Here is a 1,080-nt window from a genome sequence, read left to right as displayed (position 1 = left end):
CCGCGCCCGCGTGCGCGAGCACGGCGCCGACGTCGTCCTGTGCGGGGCAGGCGTCGGCCGCGGTGCGGGCCGCCGTCAGCGTGGCCAGCATGTTCGTGCCCGTGTCCGCGTCCGGGACCGGGAAGAGGTTCAGGGCGTCGAGTCGCGGCGCGGCCCGGCCCACGAGCTCCTCCGCGAGCGCGAGCCAGTGCCGTACCAGTGACGGCCGGGACGGCGTGCTCACGGCGCCACGGCCTCCCCCAGGGTGCCGGTGCGGATGCCCTCGCCCAGGCGGGCGATCGCCGCCCAGTCCGGCCACACGACGTCCTCGCCGGTGTCCGTGTAGCCCACGCCCACGGACGGCACCGTGCTGGTCACGATCGGGGCGTCGCGCGCATCGCGCAGGGACCACGCCAGGTTCGCGAGGGTGCTGGAGTCGAGCTCGTCGTCGAGGGTCAGGAAGGGGGCGAACTCCTCGACGGCGGCCTGCACGCGGCTCGGGTCCGAGAGGGTGTCCCGGGAGAGGAACGCGGCCACGATGGCCTTGACCAGGCGCTGCTGGTTCTCCACACGGTCGAAGTCGCTGCGCGGCAGGTTGTACCGCTCCCGCGCGTAGGCCAGGGCCTTGTCCCCGTCCATCTGCACGGTGCCCGCGGGGAAGTCGATGCCGCCGGTCGAGACGAAGGCGCTGGGGTTGTCCACGCTGACGCCGCCCAGGGCGTCCACGAGGCCCTTGAAGCCGGCGAGGTCCACGGCGATCACGTGGTCCACGCGCGCCTGGAACATGTTCTCCGCGGTGGCCACCGTCAGCGGGATGCCGCCGTACTGGTAGGCGGCGTTGACCTTGTGGTCCCCGTGCCCCGGGATCGGCACCCACATGTCACGCATGATGGACATGACCTGGATCTCGCTGCGGTCCCCGGGCACGTGGACCCACATGAGGGTGTCCGACCGCCCGGCGGAGTCACGGCCCTCCGCGCCCGCGTCCTCGCCGACGAGCAGCACGTCGAGGGCCTGCTCGTCCGCCTTCTCGTCCGCGCCCGGGGCGACGGGGCCCTGGGCGCCCTCGGCGGCCTGGTCCGCGTCCATGCCGGGCGGCGG

Annotated in this window: 1 protein-coding gene and 1 pseudogene; both read right to left on the bottom strand. The window is 74.1% G+C overall.

The window, feature by feature from the left end; genetic code table 11:
• Positions 1-223, bottom strand: a pseudogene (locus tag HMPREF3105_RS12535) (kinase); the annotation flags it as partial.
• Positions 220-1,080, bottom strand: an 861-nt coding sequence (locus HMPREF3105_RS00455) for an LCP family protein (RefSeq protein ID WP_246830291.1), incomplete at its 5' end; no start/stop codon positions are given. The pseudogene HMPREF3105_RS12535 and the gene HMPREF3105_RS00455, both read right to left, overlap by 4 nt.

This window comes from Micrococcus sp. HMSC31B01 (assembly GCF_001816085.1).
GTDB lineage: Bacteria > Actinomycetota > Actinomycetes > Actinomycetales > Micrococcaceae > Micrococcus > Micrococcus luteus.
This window is presented reverse-complemented; position numbering and strand designations above follow the sequence as displayed.